This window comes from Paenibacillus borealis (assembly GCF_000758665.1).
Lineage (GTDB): Bacteria > Bacillota > Bacilli > Paenibacillales > Paenibacillaceae > Paenibacillus_AQ > Paenibacillus_AQ borealis.
In genome coordinates, this window is the sequence record NZ_CP009285.1 from 4,318,133 (window position 1) to 4,337,270 (window position 19,138).

Annotated in this window: 19 protein-coding genes and 1 pseudogene; 18 read left to right on the forward strand and 2 right to left on the reverse strand. The window is 51.8% G+C overall.

Features of this window, described 5'->3' with window-relative positions:
- Positions 1 to 6: 6 nt before the first annotated feature.
- The 6 genes from PBOR_RS18170 (at position 7) to PBOR_RS37725 (ending at position 6,805) form a co-directional block, all read left to right on the forward strand.
- Complete coding sequence (locus tag PBOR_RS18170) at positions 7 to 954, forward strand: ROK family protein (RefSeq protein ID WP_245647816.1); 948 nt, start codon at positions 7 to 9, stop codon at positions 952 to 954.
- Positions 947 to 2,530: an FAD-dependent oxidoreductase gene (locus tag PBOR_RS18175; RefSeq protein ID WP_042214026.1), complete on the forward strand. Its 1,584-nt coding sequence runs from the start codon at positions 947 to 949 to the stop codon at positions 2,528 to 2,530. Before PBOR_RS18170 ends, PBOR_RS18175 begins: the two co-directional genes overlap by 8 nt.
- 569 nt (positions 2,531 to 3,099) lie before the next feature.
- Positions 3,100 to 4,299 carry a phosphoenolpyruvate hydrolase family protein gene (locus tag PBOR_RS18180; RefSeq protein WP_042214028.1) on the forward strand — a complete coding sequence of 400 codons (1,200 nt, stop codon included), beginning with the start codon at positions 3,100 to 3,102 and terminating at the stop codon, positions 4,297 to 4,299.
- A 110-nt stretch (positions 4,300 to 4,409) separates the two neighbouring features.
- Complete coding sequence (locus tag PBOR_RS18185) at positions 4,410 to 5,627, forward strand: Tm-1-like ATP-binding domain-containing protein (RefSeq protein WP_042214031.1); 1,218 nt, start codon at positions 4,410 to 4,412, stop codon at positions 5,625 to 5,627.
- Between the two features lie 25 nt (positions 5,628 to 5,652).
- On the forward strand, positions 5,653 to 6,483 hold the full coding sequence (locus tag PBOR_RS18190; RefSeq protein ID WP_042214033.1) for a phosphoenolpyruvate hydrolase family protein: 831 nt from the start codon (positions 5,653 to 5,655) through the stop codon (positions 6,481 to 6,483).
- A 109-nt stretch (positions 6,484 to 6,592) separates the two neighbouring features.
- Positions 6,593 to 6,805: a hypothetical protein gene (locus PBOR_RS37725; RefSeq protein WP_157764065.1), complete on the forward strand. Its 213-nt coding sequence runs from the start codon at positions 6,593 to 6,595 to the stop codon at positions 6,803 to 6,805.
- Positions 6,806 to 6,864: 59 nt separating this feature from the next.
- Here PBOR_RS37725 and PBOR_RS18195 read toward each other — a convergent pair whose 3' ends face one another.
- Positions 6,865 to 7,323, reverse strand: coding sequence for a helix-turn-helix transcriptional regulator (locus PBOR_RS18195; protein WP_042214036.1), 459 nt, complete (start codon positions 7,321 to 7,323; stop codon positions 6,865 to 6,867).
- Positions 7,324 to 7,412: 89 nt separating this feature from the next.
- Here PBOR_RS18195 and PBOR_RS18200 point away from each other — a divergent pair, with 89 nt between their 5' ends.
- From PBOR_RS18200 to PBOR_RS18250, 12 genes and pseudogenes are all read left to right on the forward strand, one after another.
- The gene (locus PBOR_RS18200; protein WP_245647818.1) at positions 7,413 to 8,195 is read left to right on the forward strand and encodes a hypothetical protein; all 783 of its coding nucleotides are present in this window, start codon (positions 7,413 to 7,415) and stop codon (positions 8,193 to 8,195) included.
- Positions 8,196 to 8,212: 17 nt separating this feature from the next.
- Complete coding sequence (locus PBOR_RS18205) at positions 8,213 to 8,572, forward strand: HesB/IscA family protein (protein ID WP_052429537.1); 360 nt, start codon at positions 8,213 to 8,215, stop codon at positions 8,570 to 8,572.
- Between the two features lie 244 nt (positions 8,573 to 8,816).
- Positions 8,817 to 9,272, forward strand: a complete 456-nt coding sequence (locus PBOR_RS18210) for a GntR family transcriptional regulator (RefSeq protein ID WP_342671060.1) — start codon at positions 8,817 to 8,819, stop codon at positions 9,270 to 9,272.
- On the forward strand, positions 9,265 to 9,954 hold the full coding sequence (locus PBOR_RS18215; protein ID WP_042214038.1) for an ATP-binding cassette domain-containing protein: 690 nt from the start codon (positions 9,265 to 9,267) through the stop codon (positions 9,952 to 9,954). Before PBOR_RS18210 ends, PBOR_RS18215 begins: the two co-directional genes overlap by 8 nt.
- Complete coding sequence (locus PBOR_RS18220; RefSeq protein WP_042214040.1) at positions 9,951 to 10,763, forward strand: hypothetical protein; 813 nt, start codon at positions 9,951 to 9,953, stop codon at positions 10,761 to 10,763. The genes PBOR_RS18215 and PBOR_RS18220 overlap by 4 nt, the downstream gene beginning before the upstream one ends.
- A gap of 14 nt (positions 10,764 to 10,777) precedes the next feature.
- A complete protein-coding gene (locus PBOR_RS18225) occupies positions 10,778 to 12,034 on the forward strand; it encodes a hypothetical protein (RefSeq protein WP_042214043.1) in 1,257 nt (418 codons plus the stop codon).
- A gap of 203 nt (positions 12,035 to 12,237) precedes the next feature.
- Positions 12,238 to 12,498, forward strand: a pseudogene (locus PBOR_RS38595) (alpha/beta fold hydrolase); the annotation flags it as partial.
- Positions 12,491 to 12,664: a hypothetical protein gene (locus tag PBOR_RS38600; protein WP_218918838.1), complete on the forward strand. Its 174-nt coding sequence runs from the start codon at positions 12,491 to 12,493 to the stop codon at positions 12,662 to 12,664. The pseudogene PBOR_RS38595 and the gene PBOR_RS38600, both read left to right, overlap by 8 nt.
- 125 nt (positions 12,665 to 12,789) lie before the next feature.
- Complete coding sequence (locus PBOR_RS36300; protein WP_081972102.1) at positions 12,790 to 13,104, forward strand: stalk domain-containing protein; 315 nt, start codon at positions 12,790 to 12,792, stop codon at positions 13,102 to 13,104.
- A 13-nt stretch (positions 13,105 to 13,117) separates the two neighbouring features.
- The gene (locus PBOR_RS35540; RefSeq protein WP_245647819.1) at positions 13,118 to 13,333 is read left to right on the forward strand and encodes an N-acetylmuramoyl-L-alanine amidase family protein; all 216 of its coding nucleotides are present in this window, start codon (positions 13,118 to 13,120) and stop codon (positions 13,331 to 13,333) included.
- Between the two features lie 264 nt (positions 13,334 to 13,597).
- A complete protein-coding gene (locus PBOR_RS18245; protein WP_042214048.1) occupies positions 13,598 to 14,845 on the forward strand; it encodes an MFS transporter in 1,248 nt (415 codons plus the stop codon).
- 145 nt (positions 14,846 to 14,990) lie between these two features.
- Positions 14,991 to 16,688, forward strand: coding sequence for a YhfM domain-containing protein (locus PBOR_RS18250; protein ID WP_042214051.1), 1,698 nt, complete (start codon positions 14,991 to 14,993; stop codon positions 16,686 to 16,688).
- Between the two features lie 137 nt (positions 16,689 to 16,825).
- Here the strand turns inward: PBOR_RS18250 and PBOR_RS18255 are convergent, their stop codons facing one another.
- A complete protein-coding gene (locus PBOR_RS18255) occupies positions 16,826 to 19,099 on the reverse strand; it encodes a helix-turn-helix domain-containing protein (RefSeq protein ID WP_042214053.1) in 2,274 nt (757 codons plus the stop codon).
- Between the last annotated feature and the right edge of the window lie 39 nt (positions 19,100 to 19,138).

Genomic DNA, 19,138 nt, shown 5'->3' on the forward strand with positions numbered 1-19,138 from the left:
GCGCGGATGCGGCAAGTGATAGGTGTGGATATTGGCGGTACCGGAATCAAGGGGCTTGTGGTTGATGAAGGCGGAACGGTTCTGGCGGAAGCCGGGCGCGAAACAGAGGCCCGGCTGGGCCGGGAGGTCATTCTCGGCCAGCTGCACAGACTGGTGAAGGAGTTGCTGACAGGCCATCCTGAAGTGGGAGCGCTGGGCATTGCCTCGGCGGGCAGGATAAATGCGGATTCGGGCGAGGTGGTCTACGCCACCGACAATTTGCCAGGATGGCAAGGGTTGCAGTTAACGCAGTGGGCGGCGGCAGAGTTCGGATTGCCTGCCGCCGCCGATAACGATGCCAATGCCGCACTGCTGGGTGAGGCGTGGCTGGGGACCGGGCGCGGCAAGCCAAGCCTGGTCATGCTTACGCTTGGCACCGGCGTCGGCGGGGCCAACATGGCGGATGGCCGGCTGCTGCGCGGAGCGGGCTGGAGCGGCGGCGACTGGGGGCACAGCGTGCTTGTGCCCGGCGGACGGCCCTGCAATTGCGGGAAGCGGGGCTGCGCGGAGCAATATGTGTCCGGCAGTGCGCTGCTGCGGCTGGCGCGGGAGCAGACAGGCAGCACCTATACGCACGGCCGGGAGATTATGGCCGCTGCGGGCCGGGGCGACGCGGCGGCGCTGGCTGTGCTGGAGCGCTTCACTGCCGATTTGGCCCAGGTGATTGACAATATTGGTGCCTCGATAGATCCCGAATTGGTTATTATCGGCGGCGGAGTGATTGAGGCCCGGGCTGTATGGTGGCCGCTGCTTGCCGGGAAGCTGGAAAGCGGGTTAGCCCGCCGGGTCGCGGCAGCGGAACTCAGCAACCGGGCAGGCTGCTTTGGCGCGGCCCGGCTGGCCCTGGAACGGCTGCGCCGGGATAGCAGCGTGGAGTCTTACGGCAGCGACAAGGAGGAGATGGAGTATGGCTAGCGGACAGGAGAAACAATCGGATGTAGTGATTATCGGCGGTGGCCTTGGCGGAGTGGCGGCAGCACTGGCCGCAGCCAAGGCGGGGCAGCGGGTGCTTTTGACGGAAGAAACGGATTGGCTTGGGGGGCAGTTGACCTCGCAGGCTGTTCCGCCTGATGAGCACCGCTGGATTGAGCAATCGGGTAGTACCGCATCATACCGCGAATTTCGCAGCAGGGTCAGGGACTATTACAGACGGAATTATCCGATTACGGAAGCAGCCAGGAGCAATCCTATACTGAATCCCGGCAACGGCTGGGTCAGCCGGCTCGCGCATGAGCCGAAGGTGGCGCTGGCCGTCTTACAGGAGATGTTAGCCCCGTATGTGAACACCGGGCGGATCGAGGTGCTCTACCATACGGTGCCGGTCGCTGCCGATACCGAGGGCGATCTGGTGACCGGGGTCACGGTTCAGGGGCCGGGCGGAGAGCTGATCCGGCTGCATGGTGCCTATTATCTGGATGCCACGGAATGCGGCGATCTGCTGCCGCTGGCCGGGGTGGAGTATGTCAGCGGCGCGGAGGCGCGCAACGAGACGGGAGAGCCACATGCCCTGGAGGAAGCGGACCCGCTCGATATGCAATCCATTACCCATGTGGCAGCAGTAGACTATGTGCCAGGCGGGGATTATACGATCCCACGCCCAAGGGATTATGATTACTGGCGCGAATATGTCCCTTCGTTCTCGCAGTATCCGATTCTCAGCTGGTTCGCTTCCGATGCGGAGGATACAAGCAAGCTGAAGCAGTTCACGATGTTTCCGAATGAGCAGGGCATTGTCTCCCTGTGGGATTACCGGCGGATCGTGGACCCCAGCATCTGGACAGAGTCGCTGAATGACGGGGAAGTCACACTGCTGAACTGGGCGCTGAACGATTATTATGACGGATCTCTCATCGGAGTGTCCCCGGAGGAACGGGAACGGCATCTGGAGGGGGCCAGACAGCTGACCCTCTCACTCGTGTACTGGCTCCAGACCGAAGCTCCCCGTCTGGACGGCGGGAAGGGCTATCCGGGCGTACGGCTGCGCGGGGATGTGCTGGGTACGGAAGACGGCCTGGCCAAAGCCCCGTATATCCGTGAATCACGCCGCATCCGGGGACTGTACACCGTTGCCGAGCAGGATGTGAGCAAGGAGCTGCGCGGCCCGGCGGGACCGCGGCGTTATGAGGACAGCGTGGGAGTCGGCAGCTATCATCTGGATCTTCATCCCACGACGGTAAGCCAGCGGACCTTTTATATTCCGAACCACCCTTATGAGATTCCGCTCGGCGCTTTGATCCCGGTCCGGGTCAAGAACCTGCTCCCGGCCTGCAAAAATATTTCCATGACCCAAATCGCGAACGGCTGCTACCGGCTGCATCCGACGGAATGGAATATTGGCGAGGCTGCCGGTACTCTCGCGGCTTATGCTATCAGGCAGCAGGTAGAACCGGCAGCGGTCAGGGGAACTGCGGAGCATCTTCAGGCCTATCAGGAGCAGCTGATTGCGCTCGGGGTCCAGCTGCACTGGACCGCAGAGGAGCTGGAATCTTAAGTTCCCCGGCCGGGCAAGGCTAATCTGGACATTGCAGGAGCGGAGAAGCCACGCGCAGACTCTGTTTCATCTACGTACATCTACGTACACCTACGTACATCATAATCAAGCTCCGTCCTGATCCGGCTGCAGTATGGACGAAGCTTGGCAAGAGCAGAATGAGGGTGCCCCGCTGGCGGGGCACCTTACTCGCGTTTCCATCAGGCAGCGATATTTCCGGCACCCGGAATGGTTTGATGGCTTTAGGTAAATAGCCAAGCTGGATTAATCATTTGGGTAATCTGTTTTATAGAAAGGCCAATCATACATACTGGGATACTTATAAGGATTGTTGTATGAAATGCATGAGCTCTTTATCTTGAAGGGGAATGTTGTATTTCGTGCAGGATTATAGCTGTACAAATTACAGTCATATAAGCTGAACTTAAGCCGCCCCTTGCGGAGCAATGATTTCGCCCATGCCAAAAGTTAGATTCCAAAGGCGCTCTTTATAGCTCCGGTACATTGTTATAATAGAAGGCGAAGACAGTTAGCATAGAGGAATCCGGATAAATGAGGAGCGATAGAGCTTGAACAGGACAGCCATACTGGAGCGCCTTCACTCACAGCTGCATGAGGGGAATCATATCATTGGTGTCTCGACAGGTACGGGGATTACAGCCAAGGTTGCCGCCCAGAGCGGGGCGGACTTTATCTTAATGCTGAACTCCGGCAAGTTTCGGCAAATGGGGAGAAGCTCTCTGGCAGGCTTCTTACCGTTCTGCAACAGCAATGATATGGTGATGGACTTTGCGTCAAGGGAAATTGTGCCGCTGGTGAGGGATACTCCCGTGCTCTTTGGATTGAATGCGAATGATCCCACCAGAGAAATGGCCGGTTATATAAAGGATATCAAGGACAGAGGCTTTGCGGGAGTCAATAATTATCCGACAGTCGGCCTGATAGACGGATTGTTCAGAGAGGCTCTGGAGGAAGACGGAATCAGCTATGACAAGGAGGTAGAGGCCATACGCCTGGCCCATCGGCAGGAGCTGTTTACGGTGGCCTTCGTATTTGACGAATTCCAAGCGGTTCAGATGCTCGAAGCGGGTGCAGATGTAATCTGTGCTCATCTCGGCCTGACTGAAGGCGGATTATTGGGGGCGCGGAAGGTTGTCTCCTTAGAAGCTGCCAAAGCAAAAGCACTGCGCATTTTTGTTGCCTGCGGGCAGCTTAAGCCGGATGTGATCAAGATGATTTACGGCGGTCCGGTGAAGACACCTGTAGATGTCCAGTACATGTACAGCAATAACACACAGATTATGGGTTACATTGGCGGCTCTGCCTTCGAACGGATTCCATCCGAGCAGTCGCTTACGGCAATTACCCGCGATTTCAAGCGCCTGGGCAAGCTCAATGAGGATGATTTCATGGTCAAAATGCTCAGCGGCATCACCAGGCATTATGATTACGTTGAGTTTGTTAAGGAATATGTGGCACAGAACTACAGCGATGAGGTTGTTTTTGCGGATCTGGCCAAGGTGGCCCATGTTTCGCGCAGTTATTTGAGCAGCTTGTTCAAAAAAGAGGTCGGCTGCAGCTTCCAGGCATATCTGGTGAACTTCCGCATCAATAAAGCTGCCACGTTGCTCCAGGCACCTCAGCTTCAATTATCCGAGGTGGCCGCGATGGCTGGGTATCCGGATTATGCCCAGTTCAGTAAAATGTTTAAAAAGCTGAAGGGCTGCTCTCCCAAGCGTTACAGATCTAACCTAAACACAAAAACATAGTACATAAAAGCGTTTTCATTCTTAAACAAGCCCAGTATGATGAATCTATAGCGCTCGGCTACCGGTGATTGAGCACTGTTCCAGATGAATCCATATGAGGAGGCAGCAGAATGAAGACCATCGCAATAGCTGGAACGTTTGATACGAAAGGTGAGGAATACCTGTACATCAAGAAAATTGCTGAGGAGCTTGGGCTGGGGACCCTGATGATCCATACGGGCGTCTTCGAGCCGGCCTTTGTTCCGGATGTGTCCAATCGGGAGGTCGCGTACGCCGCAAACATGGACATAGAGGAGCTTGCAGCAAGGAAGGACCGGGCTCTGGCTACAGAACTGTTGTCCCAAGGATTGGAGAAGCTGGTCCCCCTGTTGTACAAGCAGGGGAAATTTGACGGTATCATATCCTTTGGGGGTACCGGCGGAACCTCACTGGTCGCTCCGGCTATGAGAGCTCTGCCCATTGGTGTTCCGAAGGTGCTGGTATCGACCGTTGCATCCGGAAATACAGCTCCATACGTAGGCACAAGTGATATTATCATGATCCCGTCTGTGGTGGATGTCGCAGGCTTGAATTCAATTTCCACGACGATATTTACAAACGCATTATTTGCGATGGCGGGAATGCTCAAGTTTGAGCATACGCATACACCCGAGAAGAAGCCGCTCGTGGCAGCCACGATGTTCGGGGTAACAACGCCCTGTGTAACAGCGGCAAGAAAATACCTGGAGGAACGGGGCTACGAGGTGCTCGTGTTCCACGCCACAGGGATCGGCGGTCAATCGATGGAGGCACTGATCGAGGCAGGTTTCATTGAAGGGGTACTGGACTTGACGACGACCGAGTGGGCGGATGAGATCATTGGCGGCGTCTTGAATGCGGGGCCGCACCGGTTAGAGGCTGCAGGCCGCAAGCGTATTCCGCAGGTGGTCTCGGTGGGCGCTTTGGATATGTGCAATTTCGGACCGGCAGATACCGTACCGGAGAAATTCAAGGATCATACCTTTTACCAGCATAACCCGACCGTTACCTTGATGAGAACGACGGTGGCAGAGAATGAACAGATCGGCAGGAAGCTGGCGGAGAAGCTGAACCTGGCCGTGGAGAGCACCGTGCTGATGCTGCCGCTTAGGGGCATTTCCGCAATTGATGTAGAGGGGCAGCCCTTCTACGGCCCGGAAGAGGACCGGATGTTATTCGATACCCTGCGTCAGCATGTTGACCGCACTAGAGTTGAAGTGATTGAAATGGATTGCGCCATCAACGATCCGGCCTTTTCAGAGGCTGCAGCGAATAAGCTGATCGCACTCATGCAGACATCCAATTCCTGAACAACACATTAAGGAGGATACATGAATGAATAAGCTGAGCAGAACAGAAATTATGGCCAAATTCAAGGATGAGGTGAAGGCGGGTAAAATTCTCCTCGGTGTCGGGGCAGGCACAGGGATTACAGCCAAGAGCAGTGAAGCGGGCGGAGCGGATATGCTGATTGTATATAATTCCGGCCGTTACAGAATGGCAGGCCGCGGTTCACTGGCGGGCTTGCTGTCCTATGGAGATGCCAATCAAATCGTCGTTGAGATGGGTGCCGAGGTACTGCCTGTCGTCAAGCATACGCCTGTTCTGGCAGGGGTATGCGGAACCGACCCGTTCCGGGTGATGGAGGTTTATCTGAAGCAATTGAAGGAGCAGGGCTTCAGCGGTGTCCAGAACTTCCCTACGGTAGGCTTGATTGATGGGGTGTTCAGACAGAATCTGGAGGAGACCGGGATGGGATACGATCTGGAGGTCGAGATGATCCGCATTGCCCATGAGCTGGATTTGCTGACCACCCCTTATGTCTTTGATCCTGAGCAGGCCAAAGCCATGGCGGAGGCAGGGGCTGACATTCTGGTTGCCCACATGGGCTTGACGACCAAGGGCACGATCGGTGCCAAAACAGCGCTGACGCTGGATGACTGTGTTGAACGAATTGAAGCGATTATTGAAGCCGGCCGGGCTGTGAACCCGGACATCATGATTATTTGCCATGGCGGACCCATTGCCGAGCCGGAGGACGCCGCTTATGTTATTCAGAGAACAAAGGGCATCGATGGATTCTTCGGCGCGTCGAGCATTGAACGATTTGCAGCAGAGAAGGGCATTACACAGCAGACCGAGTCTTTCAAATCGATTCGTCAATAATCACGGATACCAGTCGTTGAAGTAAAAAGGCTGTCCCGTAGCACGGCGGTAAATACCGTTTCATGGATCGCCTTCATTTGCTGGAAACGGAAAGTCTTGCAACAAGCAAGTGGAAAAAGGTATCTTAATTCGTCAATTTCTGAGCGATGTAAGGAAGCAAGTGGAAAAACAACATCTAATATTGGTGGTTTCACTAATTTGGGTGAAACGGAATGATTTAAGTGCTGTTTTTCCAACTCCTGATTTAACAGGAGGCATTGTCTCATTAGCAAGTGTAGAAAATCCAACTGCTATTTCTGGTCTCTATTGCGGGCTGTCCTAAGCTGTCATTTCATGACTTAGGACAGTCCCTTTTTTGATACAAACCCGGAGCAGAAGCTCCTATTTTTGCCTAACCCTATACACGCAGTTTCTTCCTCCCGCCAGAATGTACTCTTCCCGTTCAATATCAACATTATTTCCCAGCACAGTCATAAATAAATGCATCTCATTCTTGCATAACCCGGTACATGCAGCGGCAGCTACACAGATCGGACAGTGCTTCTCTATGAATAAAAGACTGCCATCCTCCTGCTCCTTAACCTCGGCCATATAACCTTCATTTGTCCGAATCTCGGCCAGTTTCTCCAGCCTCTCTCTAACGTCAGATGAATCGCCCAGATGCTGAAGATATTGTTCTTGCATCTTCTTATTCCGGACAGCCAGCAGCTGGTCCAGCCCCTCAATTCCGAAGGCGTCCTTCATGGAATTGATCAGACTGACGGATAAATCCGAATAGCCGTTTGGAAAAAAACGATTAGCCGCAGGAGTTAATATCCACAGCTTGGCGGGTCGGCCCATGGGACGGGCTTCTTCTACTTAGCTTACCTGCGTTTACGAAATTAAAAACGCAGAAGACGAAAGGGGACAACGGGTCTTCATCGACTTGGATGGCCTTACTGTTAACGCTGGGTACAGGGATTTTCCTGGTTGGCCTAAGCAAGCTTCCGGGCATTATGGGATTTGTTCCAGTCATTATCGGCCTAGTACTTATGGTATTTCCGCTCCGCAAACTGCTGCCGAAGGGAACACTTACGTTCCGAAGAGGCATGCCGGCTATTCTGGCATCACGCTGGCTGTTCTTCGCTGCCTATGCCAGCACACAGAATTTCCTGGTCCTGGCTTTGATTGAGGTTAAAGGAATTACCCCTTCTCAGGCCGGATTAATCGTGGCAAGTGCTGCGCTCAGCTGGTGTATCATTGCCTATCTGCAGGGACGCTGGGATTCGGCAGATCTGGGCCGTGGGCGTCATACGAGAATTGTTCTGGGTGTATTGCTGCTTGCCGCAGGGATTGCCATCGTATTTTGGGTACCTGTTGTGACCGTTACGGTTGCAGTTGTGGGCCAGATTATCGCTGGAATCGGCATTGGATTGGCGCATCCGATAAGCGGTGTGGTGGCTTTTTCCCAGACAGGAGAAGGAGGCGCGGGGCAAACTTCGGCAAATCTGCAATTTGCAGATTCTTTCACCCCCGGTGTAGTTATCGGAATCGGCGGTTCCATCCTTGTGGTATGTCAGGCGGGCGGCATGTCACTTCAATCCGGATTAGTGGTAGCCATGGGCTTCCATCTCTTGTTGATCGTCATGAGTCTGTGTGCCAGCACCCGGATTTCGCCACTCGCTGAACAAATAAGCACGGGTATCCCGTCTGTAGGTGTGAAGATCAAATAAACCAAGGAGGAATGACGATGATCATCGGGGTCAGTAATAAAGCATCAGAAAAAATCTCCGAAATCTTACGAAGTGCGGATCTCCGAAATCCCTTCCTTAGAGTGGGCGTTGATGAAGGGGGATGCAGCGGTTTATCCTACACCCTTGTCGTGGATGAGCAGCAGGCAGAAGAGGATATTGTATTAAATAAAAAGGATTTCAGAATATTGGTTCACAACAATAGTATTCCATACATTGACGGTCTTGAAATTGACTATGAAGAGAGTGGAATGGTTGGCGGCTTCACCATGAACAATCCTAATGCTAAGGTGTCATGTGGATGTGGTGCCAGCTTCAGAATGGCCAATTATCGTGGCGAAGTCAAAAAATGTGATTAAACGGCATGTTTTCAAACAAAAATCTCCTGATTCACCTAGCCATATACAAAATATTCACTAGTAATAACCCCATGCAAAGCCTCTTCTGAAAGAGGAGGCTCGTTCGGGGTTATTTGCAATGATTATGTTTTTTGAATGGAGAGTAACAATTAAATAATTGACAACTCAATGTATTAACCCCATAATACACCTTGTAGTGTATTAACCGATTAGTACACACTTGCGAGCATAAGGGGTGTCACCTTTGAACAAAGTCAACGAATGGGCCGGTATCTCCTTTAACAGCCGTGAGCCTGTCTATTCTCAAGTCGTCCGCCTTTTCAAAGAGAAGATCGTAACTGGCGTTATTCAGTCTGGTCAGACCATACCGTCTAGAAGAGAGCTGGCAGCCCTGCTAAAGATTAACCCTAATACTGCTCAGAGAGCATACAAGGAAATGGAGGATCAGCGATTGATTGTAACGGAAGGCAACTCCCCCAGCCGCATCACTTTGGAGCTGGATGTGTTGAGACAGATTCGGTCGGAGTTGCTCGGCACAGCCGTTGAGGCGTTCGTGGCTTCCATTCACAACATAGACGTTCCTTTGGACGAGCTGCTGGATGTGGTTCAACAAATATACACAGAGGCACAGGCGGGGAAAAGACAAGTGCCCCCGGAAGCCCCCTTTGAGAGTGGACAAGGAGGAAATAACGATGATTGAGCTCATACGTGTCAGCCAAAGATACACATACAAAGATGTGCTTAATGATGTCACATTCACTGCCGAGAAGGGACAAATCACTTGTCTAATCGGACTTAATGGAGCGGGAAAATCAACCGTACTCAAAACGATTATGGGACTAACACCGATTCATGGGGGAAGCATTCGGATTGATGGGGAGCCGATTAGCCGAAATACTTATGAGCGGGTCTCCTATATCCCTGACCATTTGGCTATTCCGGCTTCCATGAAGCTCTCTGACGCTCTTCGGTTCATGGAAGACTTTTATAGCCGCTGGAACAAGGATAGAGCGAACGAACTTATGCGTTTCTTTGATCTTGATTTCAAGGAACGTGCGGGCCGCTTGTCGAAGGGGACTGCCGCTAAGTTCAATCTGGTGCTCGGTTTGGCTCAAGACTCCGACTATGTAATCATGGACGAGCCCTTTGCTGGAATTGACTTGTTCAACCGGGAGAGAATCGCGGAGGTGTTCTCCAGTGAACTGGTCGGCAACCGCGGCGTTCTACTGACTACTCACGAAGTGAGAGAGGTCGAGTATCTCATAGACAAAGCAGTGCTGCTGCGTGATGGGGTTGTTGCCCGTTCTTTTGAATGCGAACAGGTCCGAAGCGAGGAAAGCAAATCTGTCGTTGACGTCATGAAGGAGGTGCTCCTGACTTGAATAGATATCTAAAGCTCGTCCATCTGGAGGTTCATCGCTTCCGGTACGCTCTCTTCAGCCTGATGTTCTTGACGGCGGCCATTCAGATCATCGGACTTGTGCATACTACGCAGATAAGAGTTAAGGGGTGGAGAGAGGCAGCCCGCCTGGGAGAGCATCCTTTACGTAACTTTTCATTTGCCGATGTCATCGGAGATTCGCAGTTCTTGTTTGCCGTACCTATTTTGATCAGCATTATAGTATTGGGTTTATATGTCTTTTTGATTTGGTACCGTGACTGGACCGGTAGAGATAAGTTTGCTTATCGGTTGTTTACCCTGCCGACGGCAAGGCGGAACGTGTACATGGCCAAAGCCACTGCTATCTTTGTATTCGTCTTTGCCATGGTCACATTCCAATTGTTGATGCTACTGCTGGAACGCCAGCTGTTTAACTGGATGGTTCCCTCCGAATACCGGATGTCCTCCCTGCTTGCCGAAGCGGTTGCATCCAACCGGGTGTTCGTCCTTTTCTTGCTGCCGCTGGATGGGTTGCGATTTGTTGTGTATTATGGAATCGGTATTCTGGCTGTCTTTGTTGTCTTTACGGCAGTATTACTAGAACGAAGCTACCAACTGCTCGGCATTGTCTATGCGATCTTGTATGTTGCCGTATGCGGGGCTGCAATCGGAGGCGCAGTTTATCTTAATCTGTATGATTATTTCTATCCTCGAGAGATAACAGCTATCCGGTTCTGCATTTACCTTATTGTGATGAGCCTTACGCTCACACTCGGTTTCAGGCTCGTTTCGAAGAAGATTACCGTGTAGGGAGTGAATGACTTATGAAACGTTATACGATCACGAGCACACTTATTCTGTTAATAATGGCTTCCCTCGGGACTTATTATGCTTATGGTGCAGAATTGCGCCTGCCGGAATATCAGCTGCAGACTATAGAAGGGGATCTGGCCGAAGCATCCAAATTGACTCTGTTGGGGAGTTATGTAGGTGGCAAAGGCTCATATCCCATTGAAGTATCCACAGCGGGCAGCAAGAGAACTGATCAGACATCCTGGGATCAATGGATGAAAAGCAAGGGATCATTGGACGAGCAGACTTTTTCAGAGTTTAAAGCGCTGTATAAGGAGCATCCAGGGTTCATGAGGGGGAAGAAGGGCACGGATGGCTATTACTCGGATCAAGACTCACTCATTTTTGCGAAAGCGAGTTATATCCATTCGAAAGATACGGATCAGGAGGGAAAGATTCGCTGGAGTATCGATTCGCTGGATTTGGCAACCGGCAAGCAAATCCGTTACACAGATGAACTGCTTGACTCCGTGCAATATGCTAACGTGATAGATGTACAGAAGACTGGCTCAGAAATACACGTTCTTACCAACATTAACAGAGTAAACCAAGATAATGAGATCATCGACAAGGTGTTTAACGCCGAAACGGGTTCGCCCATTCGCAGTGTTCAAGTGCCATTAGGTGAATCCTCCAGAAACGATCGTGAGCTGCAAAAACAGATCATCGCTGAAGAGAAGCCGACAGCGGCCAACCCCCGAGTGCTGTTTATGGTGAAAGAGAGCAGCAAGCACTGGACTGATGGTAGAGTATCAGTAAGCGATACTATTCCTGAAGTATTCTCTGAAAGAATTTTTGAGTACCATTACGCTTCTGGAGAAGTAAAGGAATTGCCGCTTGCCGCTGGGGAAGAAGAAAACATAAAGGGGCTTTCGACTCAACATATCCTGGAGGGACTTACCTACACTACATTGCGCGTATCGGAGGAAGCGGTGACTGTGGACCGCTATGACCTATCAACCGGCCTTGTTCATCCTCAAGTAACTATTACAGCAGGTCAACTCAGCAAGGGGAAAATCAGTCAAGCTCGGGCAGCGAACGGCCGGATTTATCTGCTGCTGCAAACCGGCGAACATTTTGCGAACAACAGCATGCCTATTACAGCAGTAGCTGACATTGCTGACGGCCGTATTCTCTACCAAGGGACGCCTGCTCCCGTTAAGGCGAATGGAAGACCGGATGATCAAATAGATGATGTAACGTTTTTGAATATAAAGCTCATACGATAATTATTCTGTGTTCATACTCCGTTCATATTGCTGTCATGAAGCGGACATGTTGCTTGACTATACTTCAGGTATGTCGTCAAGGCGGCTTTACAGATACAAGGTCAGGAGAAGATGAACGTGGCAGAAACAGTGGCAACACCATAAAGGGGGATCAAGAGCCGTAAGAAAGGGAAGTTATGGCTAAAAATAATTGGAGGTATCAAGGCACCGCTTCGCCTGTGCTTGATTTCAAGCTGCTCATTGATGAATTAACCCCGGATTACAATGTGGTGGCGGTCGAGCCTCTCGTCTATGGCTTGAGTGATGAGACGGATAAAGAAAGAACCACCGAGAATATCATCAACGAAGTTCACGAGGCTGTGCAGCAGCTGGGGATTGACCGTTATATTCTGATGGGACACTCCATCACGGGGCTATACGGGGTGTCTTATGTGAAAGCCTATCCGTATGAAGTTCTTGCGTTTTAACGAGCATAATAAGCAGTGGATTCCGCTGCATGAGGAGCAAGCCAAACAATCTGCACAGGGCAAAATGATTCCGATGGAAGGCTCCCATTACCTGCATCATACCATGTACAAAGAAATCGCCGGAGAATTCAAAGAATATATGAAGCAAATCCAATTGAAGTAACTCCAATAGCAGATTAATAATTAGACTGCGGCGCCGGGCTGGGTGCCGTGGTTTTTTTGCTTGGGGTTCTACCAATTATTGGCGTCTAAATTTTGAACTATAAATTATAAAACTAGACGAAATGGATGAGATGCACCTATAAACGAACAGAATGGCACCGTAACCATTCAAAAGGAATCGGCAGCGTAGAGCTGACGATTGGCCAAAAAAATGCTCTGATCGATGGGGCCTCCCATCCGCTGTCCGCAGCTCCCAGGAACCCTAACGGAACCACGCTCGTGCCGCTAAGATTCATTAACGAAGCCATGGGCGTAGGGGAGAAGCCTGTCCATCCGGGGAGCGGGAAAAAGACCATTGTGATTGATGCAGGACATGGCGGCTCCGATCCAGGCGCTAACGGCCGGCACCGCGAAGACGCTGGAGAAGGACTTCAATCTTAGCCTGGCTTTGAAGGTGGAGCGTTTGCTGCTGCAGGAGCCGGCTTTCCACATTGTGATGACACGCCGCGATGATACCTACCATGCCAATAGCAGACGCGCGGATATGGCCAACGAACTTCAAGCGGATGCCTTCGTGTCTATTCATGCCAACTCCGTCAAAGACAAACCTAATGTGCGGGAACCGAAACGTATTATTACAGCGAAGACAGTAAAACTCTGGCCGATGTGATGCATAAGCATCTGCAGGGGGCAACCGGCTTTACAGACCGGAAGGTCAAGTCTAAAAAATTAATCGTAAGGAATATTTCGGGATCTCCTGATCCCGAAATCCGAACTTTAACCACTACTCCCATAGAAAATTTAGTACTCCTATTTCTTTCCGAAACTCTTTATTGATCTACGTCCGGTCCGTATAATTAGGAAGGGAAAGGAGAACCATGCCTGGAATGAACACGAGTGTATTTTATGGATCAATAGGGGGTTAATTAGATTGATGAGGCATGTCACAAGCGCAAAACCGCCAAGCCTGCTCCGTAACCGGTTCCTGCAGACGATTCTTTTATCAAGCGTGCTGCTGCAGATCGGCATCTGGGTGCGCAATTTTGCGATTCTCCTCTATGTGGCGGACAGGACCAGCAATGATCCCTACGCCATTTCCCTGATCAGCGTAGCTGAATTCGCGCCTATCTTTGTTTTTTCATTCATCGGAGGTACCTTTGCCGACCGGTGGCGGCCGAAGCGGACCATGATCTGGTGTGATTCACTGTCCGCAGTATCGGTGTTCGCAGTTCTTATGAGCATTCACTTCGGTTCTTGGGAATCCGTGTACCTGGTTGCCTTCATCTCGGCCATTCTTTCCCAGTTCTCACAGCCTTCCAGCATGCGTTTATTTAAGTACCATGTGCCTGAAGAACAGCTGCAGCAAGGCATGGCGCTCTTTCAATCGCTGATGGCCATCTTCATGGTGCTCGGGCCGATGCTGGGCACTTTCGTGTACAGCACCTTTGGGCTTGAGACCTCAATCGCTGTAATGGGCGTGGTGTTTCTGCTGTCTGCACTCGTCCTTGTACGTCTGCCCGAGGATCATATGGAAGCTCAGACAGTCACAGCCAAAGGGCAATTCCGTAAAGACTTCATCGAAGGCTTTCGTTATGTCTGGCAGAGCCAGGTGCTGCGTATGCTCGGACTCGCATTTATATTGGCGGGACTATCGGTTGGCGTAGCCCAAGCGCTGAATCTGTTCATCGTCACAGAGCGGCTGGGCCGAAGTGAGGAATTCCTGCAGTACATGCTGATGGTGAATGGAGCCGCCATGCTGATCGGGGGAGGTATAGTAGCCGTCTTTGCCAAAAAGGTTCCGCCCCAGCTTCTCCTGGCCATAGGCATGCTGACAGGCGCCGTCTGTACCACGATTGTCGGGTTTTCGACAAGTGTTCCACTCACGCTGACCATCCAGTTTCTGAATGGCCTTGTTTTCCCTTGCATCCATATCGGGATCAGTACAATGATTCTGAAATGGTCACATACCTCCATTGTCGGCCGGGTCAACGGGGTGCTGAATCCGATGTTTGTCGGGATGATGGTCGTGTCCATGTCCCTGGCAGGTGCACTTAAGAATTCCTTTTCACTCAGTACGATCTTTAGCGGAGCAGGATTATTATTTCTCCTCGGCGCACTAATGATGTTGCCGATCATGAATCAGAAAGCGCCGGATCATGCTCCTGCTGCCCAAGAAGCATAAGGCTACAGGCCGCATACCGGCTATAGGAACGGGGTGCTCTTTGTACAAAGAGCGCCTTTTAAATTTTTCTTGTATTTGCATGAATTTGCAACTTTATCCCAGTCCAGTCGTCCAATAAGGTAGCAAAGACAGGAGGGGAAAGCTTGTGAGAAAGAACAATCTTCTGGTCCTGGTGACTCTTATTTCGGGAATCCTGGCTGGATGTACAGATGGAAGCAATCAGAGCGAGGCTCCGGCTCCGGCCGGGCTGAACTCTGTCAACTCTGTTGATTCTGTTGATTCCATATCCAGCCGGGACGAAGGGGTAGAATCATCCGCCATAACCGACCGCAGCCTGGAGAATATCCGGCAGATCACACTCACTTGGTCACTCAACCAAGACGCAGTGAATCCTGAAGCTCCGCTTGAATACACAGATCCTGAAACCATAGACCTGTTTGTCCGGGCCGTGCATAGCGCAGTGCGAATACCGGGAATTTTAAATATAACTGCTCCTGACTATGATATGGTGTTGGCTTCGGAACAGGAACAATATGCTCTCCGGCTATGGATTAACGAGAGCAGCGAGCAGGCGATGATTATGGACAAGAGTGATACACATACCGGCTATGCGCTTACCCAGGAATCCACTGCCGAGCTGATGATGTTGATGTTTGCTGAATCCAGCTTTGAAGAGCTTGCATTTAGTGCTAAGCGGAACTCTGCCGGAGATCTTGTGGCTGTACCTAAAGGTCTGCCGGAAAACAACTATTCCCTTAGCGGCGGCCCTGCGGCTGAATTGCAGGGAGTTATGTATCATACGATTCATCTCTTTTATGGCGATCACAACGCAATCAACGCCTTGGTCGCCCATGATCCAACTACGGATGAGGTGCATGTAGGATGGAGCGACGAGCTGCACTCCTCGGATAATGGGTGGAACAATGCTTTTATGAGCAGTTATAATCTGCTGATTCCTTGGGATGAAGAGCATTTGTTATTCCTGGAATCGGAGCTGACCGAGGAAGCCGGACAATATCACTTGTCTGCATATAATGTAGTTACGGGGGCCGTTGAACGGCTCCGGGAAGACTTTTGGCCGCTTACGCAAGAATACGATTACATCTATATGCACCAGTGGAACGCCGATAAGCAGCAGTTGTTCCTGCAGAGCTACCTCGGGAATGTATGGATCTTTGATCTGAAGACAGGAGACGATGAACTCCACCTTCTGAAATATCCGGTAATCCCTCATTCCACGACCGGAGCGCCATCCCTGTTCCTTTCCCCAACGCTGGAGAGGTTCGTGCATGATGATGAGAGCGGCCAATTGACTTTCTTCAATAATAAAGGCGTACAGCTTCGAACAATAGCGCTGCCAGCAGATCAATATGTGCCGTCTGAGAAAATAAAGTGGAATCCGGCGGGAACCATTGCCTGGATGGATCAGGCCCCGATGGATCAGAACCGGATTCTTGGAATAGATATTGATTATTTGAAGATTGCTCCTCAGGAGATCCGTTTTTTTGACCCGGACGGACTTCCTATTGCATCCGTTCAGGCCCAAGACGGAACAGAAGGGGCGGCAGTGGAGGTTGCAGGCTGGATGGATGCCAACATTGCTGTGATGAAATCATATACTCTGAAGCCCGGGTCCAGAAGCGATGCAGCACCGGAGCTGAAGGATGCTTCTTATTTCCTCTATGATGTGAAGAACAAGAAGCAGGGAAGTCGTTCTAAGTCCATGCCTCCTGATGCAGCCGTTACTGCAGACCGCCAAGGGCACGTTGCCGGGAACACGGAGAACATTATTGTAAGTCATTCGGAGATAACCTATAAGGCGATTGAAGCGACGAAACGATAAAACAATATCACCTGCAGGGCACATCTCCAAGCATCTGACCGCCAGCCTGCTGCCATTGACACCGCCGGTTTTATGTTCCCGTAACGCGTGGCGGAAACCGTGTGTCCGGTATGCTATTTTAGATACAAACTCCAGACTTAACTGTGATCTTCCCCCACATACCGCTTGCGGTATTCACCCGGCGTCAAGCCGGAGCTGCGCTTGAACATGCGGATGAAGGAATTCACATTCTGATAGCCGACCTGCAGCGCGATATCCTGAATCCGCTGGTCGATATTCATCAGCAGCTCCTTGGCCCGCTCGATCCGCAACGTATTCAGATATTCGCTGAAGTTGATGCCGGTCTTCTCCTTGAAGATGCTCGACAAATAACCGGAGGTCAGATTCAGCTTGTCCGCTACAATGTTCAGATTGATGTCTTCCCCGTAATGCTTGTCCAGATACTCCAGCACGAAGCTGATAACCGGATCCCGTGTCTCCGAGCCGCTGCGGATGGCCGCAAGCACAGGTGTGAGGAGCCCCGTCAGCCATTCCCGGTATTGACCGGTGGAATAGAAGGCGGCGAATGGCTCACCGGACAGCGCAGAGAGCAGTCCCACTTCAAGCTCCGGCAGATTCTGCTTCATGACCGTTTTGCCTGCCTGCTCTGCAACCCCGCGGGCAAACGTCCGGAAATCCTCCGCGGTGGCATCCTTGTTCCGGAGCTGCTCCAGCTGGCGGTCCACCCAGCCAAGGACCGCTTCCTCGCTGCCGGATTGCAGCAGGTTATGCAGCTCTTCCCCGTAGGTTACCTTCATATGAAACGCTTTGGCCGACGAGGCCCGCGGCTCCACGATAATCTGGGTTTCTCCATTTAGTCTGCGTTCCGTAAGCAGTACCGACAGGTTATGGTAAGCATCGGTAAACGGGGTTTCCCCGGAGTATACCGGACTGACCGCAATGGTGAGGTAGAGGGAATGCTCCTCGGCCAGCAGCTCCTGCAGCGTACCCAGCACCTGAAGAATTCCGCTCTGCGGACCGGGATTGAAGAGCAGCAGCAAGAGCAGATCCTGCTCCGGCTGAAGCACGACGCTCTCGCTCTCTGCCCTGCCCCCGGCGAACAGGCGCTGAATCAGCTGCCACAAGGCCAGCGTGTGCTGCTCAGGCTCCTCCGGCAAGCCGGTGAAGCTGAGCTTGAACAGGATGGACGCGTAAGGCTGCTCGGAATGCAGGGCATCCTCCAGATCGCCGAGCTTAGCGTTCAGCGGAATATTCTTCACTTTATGGGTATATGCATACTGGCGGACCAGCGAATTCTTGTGGTTCAGATCGTTCTGGATGAACCGGTTGTTCTCCAGAATGGAGCTCAGGCGGTCGCCGATGATGGCGAATTCCTTGACACTGCTCAGCTTGCCGGGGCCGCTGCCGGTTGTGCGGTCAAGCGCGGCGATCAGGCGCTGGAGCGGCTGGTTCAGCCTGAAGCTGAACAAGAAGGAGAACAGCAGGCTGACCAGCACTGCGGCAGTGAGCAGTACGGCCAGCAGCAGCCGCATGCCGCGCAGCCCGGTTGCAATGGCAGCAACTTCGGTCACCCTGACATAGGTGAAGCCGGTCTGCGCCCCTTTTTCATAGAAATAATACTGATCCCCGATCCGCTCATGAGAGCTTGTACTCACAGGATACTCCAGAGCCGGCAATGCCTTCTCCGCTGTGGAGAAGAGCAGACGGCCCTGCGCATCCATTATATAGAAGGGATTCTTGCCGGCATCCCCGTAAGCCTTCTCCAGCCGCTGCGGATTCAGCATCACCAGACCGTATACCTCTTCGTAAGGAATGGCTTTGATCAGCACCGGCATCAGCTGTCCGAGCGGACGCGTGGAGTTCATCGTAGTCTCTGTAAAGGAGGCGGCAGGCATCACCTTCAGATATTGGTTGTCCATGGTCTGGCTGCGCCAGAAGTCTGCCGTATACTCCTGGCTGTAATAATATTTGCCGAACATGTCGCTGGTGCTGCTAAGCCCTTCTTTTTCCAGTACATAATCCTCCGCCTTGAAGTACAGAATGAAATTCTCAATATGCAGAAAAGGATTACCATACAGCGTCATCAGATCCGACTTGACCTCGCTGAGAATATCGTAACGCCGGTTCTCCTTCAGATGGCTGAGAATGCCCAGATTGGCTGTCCACGTATCCGACTGGGTAAGTGCCAGAATCATATTCTGGGTCAGCCGGAAGTGATTCTCGTATCCCTCCACCGTCTGGTTCAGCGCCTGCTCATTCTGCCGGACCACCTCCTGGTAGACCTTGCCGCTTAAATATAGATGTGAGAACAGATTAAATGAAGCCAGAAGCAGGATGATGCTCAGGAAGCTGAGCATGAGCCTGACGAACAGGCCGTTGCGTGCAAATTGGCTCGTGAGCGGTCTCTTCATATGTATTCCCCCTTCAGGTAGCAGCCGCTTGTCTATCTT

What these genes read in the sequence shown, in the direction of transcription:
- PBOR_RS18170 (WP_245647816.1), top strand. Translation starts at nt 7, where the DNA reads ATGCGGCAAGTGATAGGTGTGGATATTGGCGGTACCGGAATCAAGGGG.
- PBOR_RS18185 (WP_042214031.1), top strand. Translation starts at nt 4,410, where the DNA reads ATGAAGACCATCGCAATAGCTGGAACGTTTGATACGAAAGGTGAGGAA.
- PBOR_RS18205 (WP_052429537.1), top strand. Translation starts at nt 8,213, where the DNA reads ATGATCATCGGGGTCAGTAATAAAGCATCAGAAAAAATCTCCGAAATC.
- PBOR_RS36300 (WP_081972102.1), top strand. Translation starts at nt 12,790, where the DNA reads ATGAGATGCACCTATAAACGAACAGAATGGCACCGTAACCATTCAAAA.
- PBOR_RS18225 (WP_042214043.1), top strand. Translation starts at nt 10,778, where the DNA reads ATGAAACGTTATACGATCACGAGCACACTTATTCTGTTAATAATGGCT.
- PBOR_RS18215 (WP_042214038.1), top strand. Translation starts at nt 9,265, where the DNA reads ATGATTGAGCTCATACGTGTCAGCCAAAGATACACATACAAAGATGTG.
- PBOR_RS18195 (WP_042214036.1), bottom strand. Translation starts at nt 7,323, where the DNA reads ATGGGCCGACCCGCCAAGCTGTGGATATTAACTCCTGCGGCTAATCGT.
- PBOR_RS18200 (WP_245647818.1), top strand. Translation starts at nt 7,413, where the DNA reads ATGGCCTTACTGTTAACGCTGGGTACAGGGATTTTCCTGGTTGGCCTA.
- PBOR_RS18190 (WP_042214033.1), top strand. Translation starts at nt 5,653, where the DNA reads ATGAATAAGCTGAGCAGAACAGAAATTATGGCCAAATTCAAGGATGAG.
- PBOR_RS18175 (WP_042214026.1), top strand. Translation starts at nt 947, where the DNA reads ATGGCTAGCGGACAGGAGAAACAATCGGATGTAGTGATTATCGGCGGT.
- PBOR_RS18255 (WP_042214053.1), bottom strand. Translation starts at nt 19,099, where the DNA reads ATGAAGAGACCGCTCACGAGCCAATTTGCACGCAACGGCCTGTTCGTC.
- PBOR_RS18245 (WP_042214048.1), top strand. Translation starts at nt 13,598, where the DNA reads ATGAGGCATGTCACAAGCGCAAAACCGCCAAGCCTGCTCCGTAACCGG.